A 9,983-nucleotide genomic window follows, 5' to 3' on the forward strand; every position below is an offset into this window, starting at 1 on the left:
AGTAGCTAGACACTTTCAAGCCCAAAATAAAGGGTTTCAGCGATACGGAAAGAATTTGTCCTGCACCCCGTGGACAACGTCTTCTGCCAGGGCGGCGACGTCCGCATCGTCCGCATCTTAGCTGATGGATCGTCCATATTCGGCGCGAACAATCCCACGACGTATCGTCTGTCGAACACGTTTAGATTCTAAACATCATTGTATCGTATCGTTCTAAATTCATACGTGGCGCCCCTATAAAGGGCGCCGCGCTTTCTTCAATTATACTGCGTTTCGCCACAATTTTTTTACCATCTGCACAAAAGTAAAGTTCCACACGCGGTGCCGACCTGGATAATGCTTTTGTTGGTGATTCGATTATTGTTGGCGGTGTTATGGCCGGATACAAACGGAAGATCTTCAAAGACAAGGTCGACTGGCGAATCCAGCTCAACGTCAAGAATCTTTGGAATGAAGGTGACTTGCGTGTCATCGCTCTTAATCCGGACCGCTCCCCCGTGTATGGGATTAGTAATCCAACCACCTATCAGTTGAGCAATTCGTTCAAGTTCTAGGCAGTAATTTAATCTGTTCAATCAAGCAGCTCTGCCTATTCGTGGGTAGAACTGCTTTTTTAAAAAGATACTTTAGGACTGAGTCGAAATCTACCACTCATTAAATCCCCGCAGTCTTTGCCACGGGGTCGGAGACTGAAGGGAAAGTTTGAAATCGCGGAGATCGCCAGCAAGCTGGCTCCTACATTTTGACACGCGAAAGTAGCTGTAGGAGTGACCTTGGTCGCGAATCGAATACCAACAATGTCTGCTGGATTCTTGCGAGCATGAGAGAAATGAGCTTGTTCTTGTATTTCAGATACCCCGATGCTTGGAGGCTGTTGAAAAAAGCACTTGTCATTCAGAAGGAGCCTTGGCGACTGAAGAATCCACTGAGTATTCAAGTTATATCAATGACTTATGGATCCTTCGCTGCGCTCTGGATGACAAAGTGTGATGTTTTTTAAATGATTAGACTTTTTCAACAGCCTCCTTGCGTCGGGGAGTTTCATTCCCCGCAGTCTCTGCCACGGGGTCGGTGACTGAAGGGAAGGATTGAAAACCGCAAGTTTTCATAGCTCGTTCTTTTTGTGGAATTAAAGAAAGGCAATCATTGCGCCTATTAGCCCTTTTTTATCAGTAGTCGGTAGAATCTAAAATTCCTGTTCTCAAAAAGGAGCTGTGCGGCTTCGTTTTCGACAAGCGCCTTTATCTCAGATTCCGAAATCTGATTCTCAGGTTCCTCTCTGATGCAGTAGCACAAATAATCCCCGCGAGAAAGTTGATCGGTCCTATTAATGAGAATGGATTTTCGTTGGGTGATCATTCGCAGGACACGGGGTTTAAAAAAGATGATAGTGCTATCCCCCTCCGTGTTTTCCTCGATAAAGCCATACATTTCTTTGGAAGATTCCGTATAAGCTCCGTAGGTGGATTCTCTATCTTTTCTGAGATTGTCCACCAGCTTCGGCATGGACGTGATCAGGAAAAAGCTGATGATCGTCGCCAAAGGAACGACAAAAACCACCTTCCTGAAAAAAGTGTTTTTGAGTTTTGCGCTTCCTTGGAAGTGCTCCAATCCGGAAATAAAAAACGAAAAATAAAAAGGAATTATTGGCATAACGCCTCTGAGTCCCAATTGTGGAGGCCATACGATATAGAGTACATAAGTAAGCAGCCCATAAACTAGGATGGGGTAGTCCACCTTAAATCGTTTTGCGACGCCAACCATCGCGATCAGAAGGCTCAGGACGTACACCACCTTTCGAAAGGGAACTCCAAAATATAAATCAACCGGGATCTTAAGGTAGGCTATAGCATTGTCGATTAGCCCGGGAAACGAAATCTGATCTAAAATACCCATTTGTGAAACCCCTCCCTTCGGTAACCAGAAATTCCATAAAACAACGGCACAAAAAAAGGTCAGGTACGGTGTGAGAAAAAGAGTGAATGTCCCCAAAGAATACCTACCGCCTGTAATACAGGTTTTGAGGAACATCGGACTGGCCAGGCTTTTCCAGTCCGTCTCTTCCTTCCATTGCTTTTGAACGAGAGCAATGCATTGGGCAATGGCCAGGGTCGCAAGGAGAAGGAGTCCGTTGGTCCGCACAAAAAAGGCTGCGGCAATTGAAGCTCCCAACAAAACCAGGTCCAAGCTTCTGAACCTGGTAATACTCCGGTTTTCGACAACCAAAACGGTGATGAGAATTATACTCTGGGTGGACAGGTAGAGAAAAGGAAACTCGGTTCCAATCGCATTGAATCGATTAAGGACGTAAGGATTAAATACAAAGATACTGGTAAGGCCAAGAAATCCAAGAGGGGTATGGCGCTTGCGAAATCCAATCCAAAGGCACAGGAGAAAAAGTAAAAAGGAAATGCACCCGACCATTTTTAAAGCTACCATATGGGTTCCAAGCACTGGAATTACCGCGGCCAGGAGTGCGGGCAACCCCCAGGGATAAGCATCGGGTCCCATCTCAAAAGAAGAGTTTTCAATGGTAAATCTGTTTGCTTCGATGAATTCCCTTTGTGTCCCTTCCAGAATGCTTTGTGCCTGCATAATATAGCTGGCAAAGTCACCTCCCCAAAAATGACCTTTGTGCAGACTCATGCTGATCAGGATAACCGATATACCTACCAGCAATACAAACATCGTTCTCGTGTTCACTCCTTTCATGACTTGGAAAACATGGTAGGCGGGTCGAAGATACGAATAGCCAGATTCATTAAGAGCAAGAAATCGGGACAACCGAAAACGGTCCATCATTAAATTTGGAAGAATCCGGCGATGAACCCTTGCTTGAAGAACTGGACTCTAAAGTCTGAATATCAAACCCGATAGAAGTCTCTATATTTTGAGCTTTATGCCGAGACGATTGATCAACCCGGTTATCCAAACCACAGCAAACGCAAAGCATAAAGATTTAATCAATCCTATCAGATTTGTTCTTAACGACTCCGGTAGTGAAGATCCTGTGACAGCCACCGCTGCGTAAACAAAGTAGGGGATGAGGTAACAGGTGAGGGTGGAAGTGCCGGCAGGCCTGATCAGGCCCATCCATGTTTTTCGTCCGCGCATGTCCACCAGCCAAAACAGTACGGCATAGGTCAAAATACTGATTCCTGTACAAATCTCCGTCCATGAAGGAGTGGACCGGATTTTTGAAATGCCACCAATGGGTCTGACAAGAAATCCAATCGTTAAAACAACCATTCCGAGAATGAATAGAAACTTTAAGAAATGCTTCTTGTCTGCTTCTTCATATTGTTGGAGGTAGATGGTTGAAACCACCACACCTCCCATCGTCATGGCAGCTGTAGAACCACTCCCCGAGATCCATAGGTATTCTCTAAGGCCGCTGAGTGATCCGAGCCAGTCCAAGGTATCCATAATGTTGAACAGGGCAAAAAATACCCAAGCGGCCGCCATGAGTTGCCACTTGTTTCCCCAGAACAAGTAAATAATTGAGGCGTATAAATAAGCCCAACCAATAAGTCCCAGGATACCCCACCAGTAGGATTTCATCCAAACGGCTGTGTCACCCGGACCTTGGTAAATAACAGCAAGAAAGATCAAGATGAGGTAACCTGCTACCCGCATTCCTAAATTAAAGAACCGGCAGCACTCCTTTTTCGGGTAGATGTTCCAGATAAGAAAAAAGGAGAGGGTCATCAAGACCTGCCAACCGAATTTACCGGTTAATACTTTATCTCCATTCAGACTCGACAGATTGACTATGAAAAAGCCCATCAGCAAAAGAGCGAATGACCGTTCTAGAATGTGACGAAGAATGGTTTCATTGGTGTCGCCTTTGCTTCGTCGGTTGTTGATCGCAAAAGGAATGGACAGTCCGACAATAAAAAGAAACGCCGGAAATATTACATCCGAGAATCCCAATGCGTCCTCGGCCGCTCGCTTATGTTTGAGCCAGCTTGGGACATCGATCAGCGACCAGAAATCATTTACCCAGATCATCAGTAACATGGTGACCGCACGAAAGGCGTCTATGGAATAGATACGCTTATTGTTGGGAGGATTCTCACTCATGATTTAACCTTTTAAACAAGGAGTTAAAACAGTCTACCTGGCCCCGACGTTTGTCATTTTCTTCTAATTCTCCCTCCACGGCGTCCATGAAATTTTCGGCGGGTGACCAAATGGTTTGCATCATGCCCAGGTAGCGATCCGCCAGTGGTTTAGTCGAATGCTGTTTAAATCGAACCATATCCTCGAATTGCTTAACAGCTACATCCTGTTTCTGCCAAACACAAGTGACCACCTTGAATCCCTTCATGACAAAGTAAGAAAAGGTCTGGTCGGGGCGTTCATAGTGCCAGTCGCAAATTATAACATCCTTCGGAATCAAATCAATGGCAGGGTGGGTGTCATTCCCGCTGGCTTCCCAAATACCCAGGCCCGTGGAATTTCCATCCAATAGTCGATCGCCCCAAATCCATAGTTCCCGGTCCTCTTTCTTTAAGTGATTCCGGATTTTGGATACTTCATCCGCGAACAGCTTCGCTTTGTTTTTTCCAGCGCAACGCGGACAGCGGTCGTCTCCGATATAAAAAACCTCGTCCATGCCAGCGTGAAATTTGCTCGCTTCAAACGCATCCATAACTTCGTCCACTAAGGAAAATACGACCTCATGGACGTCGGGGTGAAGTGGGCAGTAACTTTTACAATACAGACCGTCTTCGTTGGGCCATTCGTATTCGGTTGGCAATTTAACGTGTGGAGTTTCGTCGAATTCGGGATAAACCGTAAGAAGTTTACCTAAATCGGTCTGCCAGGATTGGTGTCCCAGGAGGTTTATTTGGGGAATGAGTTCGATGCCGTGCCTTCGGCAAATATCTAACAACGTTTTGGCTGCTTTAATCGATAGGGCATGATTGCCTCGGAGTTCCGGATGGCCGGTGAATTCGAAATCATAATCCACCCGGAGTATAAGTGTATTCACGCCTCTGGGTGCCAATTCCTTTTCGATAAATCCGGCGAATCGTTCAACGGAATCCGGTCTTGGGGATTTGATTGAAAAAGCTCGAACTTCAATCTCATCCTTTGCCCATCCCATACTCCCAAGGAGGAACAAGGTACTGGTAATTAAAAAAATGGAGTAGCGAACCATGGGTAGTGAAGATTCGCAGAGGTTGGCGATTCACTACGGGTATGTCAAAAGATGGATGAGGCTTTTTAAATTTACCCCATCTGTCTTGAATGGATGTCCTTTGAAGCGTTTGGGTAACGGGAGAAAGTAAACTTGTAATTCCCCGTGGTCTCTGCCGCGGAGTCGGTGACTGATAGGAAGTTTGAGCATTCGAAATCGGCAGCGAGCTACCTCCTACAGTTGTATTTGCGATACGAAATGTAGGAGGTAGCTTGCTGCCGAGCATACCATCAACGATGTCCGCTCAGTCTTTTGGACAAAGTGAAAATGATAAGTAGAAAGCGAACATCTGGTGGGATGTTTTAAGCCTTTCATACCTTGTGGCTGTTGTTCGCTTCGCTGTCGGCCAAGGCCTCGGTACTGCCACAGGTTTTTGATTAGCGATTAGCCGCTCTACGGTTTACTTGATCGCCAAAGTGTGTTGATCCTACAGCTATGAAATCTCTTTCAATGAGTGTTCTTCGCTTAGTCATTGGTTGTTTTCTCAGTCTGACCTATTCAGAAGTCTTTTCTGTTGATTCCATAGATTCCTGGCCAGGTGAGAAGTCGGACTTTCATTCGTTTGATCAGTTTGATTTTGAAGTGGATGAACTCAAGTGCCGGGTTGTGACGCCTCGTGAGATTGCCGAGGGTCGGCCTTGGGTGTGGCGCGCGCGGTTCTTTGGTCACGAGCCGCAAACGGATATCGCTTTGCTTCAATATGGATTCCATATCGCGTATGTGGATGTGGCTGGGCTCTTTGGCTCTCCCAAAGCGGTTGATCGGTGGAATGTCTTTTATAACTATCTCACTACCGACCACTCGTTCTCCCCAAAGCCCGCTTTGGAAGGATTTTCGCGGGGAGGTTTGATCATCTATAATTGGGCCTCTGCCAATCCAGATAAGGTGAGCTGTATTTATGCCGATGCTCCTGTTTGTGATTTCAAGAGTTGGCCCATGAAATGGAGTTCCGCTAAAACCTGGGAAGCCTGTCTTGAAGCGTATGGGTTTACCGAGGAGCAGGCCTTAAATTTCACAAACAATCCCATCGACAACCTCAAGCCTTTGGCGGAGGCCGACATAGCTTTGTTGCACGTGGTGGGTGATGCCGATGTGGTGGTTCCCGTGTCCGAGAATACCGCCATCATTGAGCAACGATACAAAGCGATGGGTGGTGAAATTCAGGTGATTCACAAACCAGGCGTCGGTCACCATCCGCATAGCCTTGAGGATCCTGTTCCGATTGTTGCGTTCATTCTGAAGCATGCTCGTTAAAAATATTTTTCCACTTCCTAACGAGTAGAATCCCCGCCGATGGACACCAATTATTGTACAGAAGCTAATTGAGATAACGGAGCATAAAGCGGCCAGACGATAGTCAGTTAGAGAAGCTCAGGAATCTTATCGAAATGAACGACATACTTTTCAATAAATCTCTGTTTGCTCAGTTATCTCCTGTTCCGCCAATGGCGGATCAAGTGACTGAAAGGAGCGTTGTTAGTTAAATAGTTAAGAAACTACTGTGACACAGCTCTAGTTTACCGGTTGATCCCAGAGGCGATATGGATCATCGAGTCGGCGCATTTCGGCTAAGAGTAAGGCTTCCATTTCTTTTCGTTTTTCAGCGTAGAGTGGATTGTGTGCGAGGTTGGTTTGATGGCTCTCAGGCTGAACCCCAGTCAAGGACACTACCGTCGAGACGTTATGCATCGCGATGAACTCATGAGGATTCTGAGCGAGATTGAAAAGTTGTGTTTCGCGAACCGCACCATCCATGACATCGTATTTGATGAGTTTCCAATCGCCTTGTTTGACAGAACGCATACCGGGTTTGGTTCCGCCGCAATAAACTCCGTAAAGTACGTCACGCACCGTGTCCTGTTTTCCATCCAAAACGGGTTTGAAACTCACGCCTTCAAATGTAGCTGGAGCTTGTATTCCTGCGAAATCACAGAGGGTAGGTAACGAGTCGAGCAAGTAAATATTTCCGGTCTTTCTTGCCCCGGCCTGGATACCCGGACCTTTGACGATGTAAGGCACTCTCCAGGTGTGTTCGTACAGGTTTTGTTTGCCCTGCAAGCCGTGGCGACCGATGGCGATGCCGTGGTCGGAGGTGTAAACGATGTAGGTGTTATCCAACTCGCCCATAGCCTCAAGTTTATCCAGTACGCGTCCGATCTGAATATCGATATTTTCGTTGCAGGCGAACTCGCGACCGAGCTCATTCCGGATAGTGCGTTCGTCTCTGTTCTCCCATACGCCGCTCACACTTACTTCGTCGCGCAATCCGGGATGACCGTGATGGAAGGGGTGGGCTGGAAGGTAGTTTTCTGGCAGAGGAGGTTGTAGTGCATGAGCCGGTGGGAGTGAGTTTTTGTCGGTGTGATTGACCGCTCCGTATTTGGCTAACAACTCAGGTCGTCCATCCCGTGTATCATGCGGGTGTGAAAATCCGAAGTAGATCAGAAAGGGATCTTCGTCTTTGGTCCTTTCCCTGTCGTTGAGATAATTCATAACCTGATCCCCGTGCCAGGTGCTTCCTGTTTCGTCCGTTCCTCCCCGCTTGCTGGCGTCATGGCGAACGGTGAATTGTTTATTGGCCGCCTCGTAACTGTTCCCATTTTTGCAGGTGCGCATGGTATCGTAACCGGCCCGGTTGAAAACGGCTGCCATGGTGTATTCCACCAGGTCAGGGGGGACGAGGTCCGGGTTGTTGTTATTGGGGTTGTTACTGGTCCGCTCCGGTTTGTCGGGAATATGCCAAACGGTTCTACCCGACATGACCATGTGCCGCGATGGCGTGCAGACTCCACCGACCCAGGCACCCATGTGGTGGGCGCTGGTAAATACGGTGCCTTCCGCTGCAAGACGGTCTATATTTGGCGTCTGGGATCGTGTCTCCGGATTATATGCCTTCAGGTCAAACGGCGATTGATCATCTACGATGATAAAAAGGAAATTTGGCTTCGACAAGCTCACCACAGGTGGTCGGTCGGCGGCGGTGGCCGTTTGACGGATGATGCTCTGGGTGGCAATCAGCGCAACGACTGAAATAACGATTCGGATTGGATGGAGTAAACGCTGAGTGGGCATAAAATCAGGGATGAGTAACTATGTTTATTGGTTTATGGGTGGCTGATTCCAGAGTCGAAAGGGGTCATCATGCTTTTGCATTTCGAGAAGTAAAAGAGATTCCATTTCAGCCAATTTATCCGCATGCGCGGGATTGTCCGCCAGATTGGTCTGGTAGGGTTTGGGTTGGTTGCCAGTTGTCGCCACCATCCGGGGGGTATGGTGTTCGGGAAGAAGTTCATCGGGATTTTTGACAAGATTAAAGAGCTGCGTCTTCTGATAGCCGCCATCGTAAACATCATACTTAATGAGCTTCCAATCTCCCTTACGTACCGTGCGGAGACCGGGTCTGGTTTCTGCCGCAAATACACCATAAAGAACATCGCGGATGGTTTGTTGCTCTCCCAGAAGGACGGGTTTGATGCTTTTGCCCTCATTCGTATCCGGTGCCTGGATGCCTGCGAGATCGCACATGGTTGCCAGCACATCGAGCAGATAGACGTTTCCTGGCGCTCGCGAGCCGGCCTCAATGCCCGGACCCTTAACTATGAAAGGTACACGCCAGCTGTGTTCATAAAGATTCTGTTTTCCTTGAAGACCGTGGCGACCGATCGCGATTCCGTGATCCGAGGTGTAGAAGATGAAAGTGGTGTCGAGCTCGTCCATCGCTTCCAGTTTTTCAAGCACACGACCGATTTGAATATCGATGTTTTCGCTACAGGCGAATTCTCGTCCAAGTTCATTTCTTATCGTGCGTTCGTCCCGGTTGAACCATACTCCGCTCACGCGTTCTTCGTCTCTAGCGCCTGGTAATCGAAAAGGGAAGGGGTGCTCAGGAAGGTAGTTGAGTGGAAGTGGTGGTTGTTTGGGATGGGCTTCAGGAAGTGAATCCGGATCAGTATGGTTGGTTGCTCCGTAGTTCTCGAGAAGTTCCGGTTTTCCATCGCGTGTGTCGTGCGGATGAGAAAATCCAAAGTAGATCAGGAACGGATCTTTATCATTTGTTGTCTCGCGCTCGTTTAAGTAATCCAAGACTTGTTCTCCATGCCAGGCGCTCCCACTTTCGTCCGTTCCCCCTCGTTTATCGGCGTCCCGACGCACGGAAAATTGAGCGTTGGCCTCCTCATAACTGTTACCCGGTTTGCAGGTTCTCATGGTAGCGTAACCAGCCCGGTTGAACACCGCGGCCATGGTATTCTTAACCAGGTCAGGTGGCACCATCTCCGGATTGTTCCAATGCGGATTGTCGTCCTTTCCTGGCCGATTGGGTGCATGCCACAACGTCCGCCCCGACATGATCATGTGCCTGGAAGGTGTGCAAACGCCACTCACCCAGGCTCCCATGTGGTAGGCCCGATCGATCACCATGCCTTCATTGGCTAGGCGATCAATATTCGGTGTGTTTAAAGCCGAGCTTGGGTCGTAGGCCTTCAGGTCAAACGGTGCCTGATCATCGGCGATAATGAAAAGGATGTTTGGACGTTTGGCTTCCTGTGCGAGAGTTGTGAGGTTGAATGCCTGTGACAGGATTAGACAAAACAAAGTAAACAAGGGGAAAGATCTCATGGTGTTAACATAGGGCGATTAATCATTATCCAAGACGTTACCTTAGGGCTTTCAAATAGGGTAACAAGGATTAGTGTTACAATTCTATCCTTCATCCACGGTATAATTATTTAGAGCGTATAATGCGTATGGTTACAGGGATTGATAAATAAACTTGCCCTCG

General features: G+C 47.7%; 7 protein-coding genes. 2 read left to right on the forward strand and 5 right to left on the reverse strand.

Going from position 1 to position 9,983, the window contains the following annotated elements; genetic code table 11:
• The first annotated feature begins 374 nt into the window (after positions 1–374).
• Positions 375–554 carry a hypothetical protein gene (locus O3C43_23165; protein MDA1069386.1) on the forward strand — a complete coding sequence of 60 codons (180 nt, stop codon included), beginning with the start codon at positions 375–377 and terminating at the stop codon, positions 552–554.
• Positions 555–1,155: 601 nt separating this feature from the next.
• Here O3C43_23165 and O3C43_23170 read toward each other — a convergent pair.
• From O3C43_23170 to O3C43_23180, 3 genes are all read right to left on the reverse strand, one after another.
• On the reverse strand, positions 1,156–2,712 hold the full coding sequence (locus O3C43_23170) for a hypothetical protein (protein MDA1069387.1): 1,557 nt from the start codon (positions 2,710–2,712) through the stop codon (positions 1,156–1,158).
• 171 nt (positions 2,713–2,883) lie between these two features.
• Positions 2,884–4,083, reverse strand: a complete 1,200-nt coding sequence (locus O3C43_23175; GenBank protein MDA1069388.1) for a DUF5009 domain-containing protein — start codon at positions 4,081–4,083, stop codon at positions 2,884–2,886.
• Positions 4,076–5,164, reverse strand: coding sequence for a family 20 glycosylhydrolase (locus tag O3C43_23180; protein ID MDA1069389.1), 1,089 nt, complete (start codon positions 5,162–5,164; stop codon positions 4,076–4,078). Before O3C43_23180 ends, O3C43_23175 begins: the two co-directional genes overlap by 8 nt.
• Positions 5,165–5,638: 474 nt before the next feature.
• Here O3C43_23180 and O3C43_23185 point away from each other — a divergent pair, with 474 nt between their 5' ends.
• Positions 5,639–6,457, forward strand: a complete 819-nt coding sequence (locus O3C43_23185) for an alpha/beta hydrolase (protein ID MDA1069390.1) — start codon at positions 5,639–5,641, stop codon at positions 6,455–6,457.
• Between the two features lie 258 nt (positions 6,458–6,715).
• Here O3C43_23185 and O3C43_23190 read toward each other — a convergent pair whose 3' ends face one another.
• Together O3C43_23190 and O3C43_23195 are read right to left on the reverse strand one after the other, a co-directional pair.
• Positions 6,716–8,275: a sulfatase-like hydrolase/transferase gene (locus O3C43_23190; protein ID MDA1069391.1), complete on the reverse strand. Its 1,560-nt coding sequence runs from the start codon at positions 8,273–8,275 to the stop codon at positions 6,716–6,718.
• A gap of 24 nt (positions 8,276–8,299) precedes the next feature.
• Positions 8,300–9,820, reverse strand: coding sequence for a sulfatase-like hydrolase/transferase (locus tag O3C43_23195; GenBank protein MDA1069392.1), 1,521 nt, complete (start codon positions 9,818–9,820; stop codon positions 8,300–8,302).
• Positions 9,821–9,983 lie beyond the last annotated feature (163 nt).

It is taken from the genome of Verrucomicrobiota bacterium (genome assembly GCA_027622555.1).
In the GTDB taxonomy this organism is placed as follows: Bacteria; Verrucomicrobiota; Verrucomicrobiia; order Opitutales; family UBA2995; genus UBA2995.

Bases quoted from the DNA above. Each gene is read 5' to 3' on its own strand.
- O3C43_23170 (MDA1069387.1), bottom strand. From the start codon at position 2,712: ATGAAAGGAGTGAACACGAGAACGATGTTTGTATTGCTGGTAGGTATA.
- O3C43_23195 (MDA1069392.1), bottom strand. From the start codon at position 9,820: ATGAGATCTTTCCCCTTGTTTACTTTGTTTTGTCTAATCCTGTCACAG.
- O3C43_23180 (MDA1069389.1), bottom strand. From the start codon at position 5,164: ATGGTTCGCTACTCCATTTTTTTAATTACCAGTACCTTGTTCCTCCTT.
- O3C43_23175 (MDA1069388.1), bottom strand. From the start codon at position 4,083: ATGAGTGAGAATCCTCCCAACAATAAGCGTATCTATTCCATAGACGCC.
- O3C43_23165 (MDA1069386.1), top strand. From the start codon at position 375: ATGGCCGGATACAAACGGAAGATCTTCAAAGACAAGGTCGACTGGCGA.
- O3C43_23185 (MDA1069390.1), top strand. From the start codon at position 5,639: ATGAAATCTCTTTCAATGAGTGTTCTTCGCTTAGTCATTGGTTGTTTT.
- O3C43_23190 (MDA1069391.1), bottom strand. From the start codon at position 8,275: ATGCCCACTCAGCGTTTACTCCATCCAATCCGAATCGTTATTTCAGTC.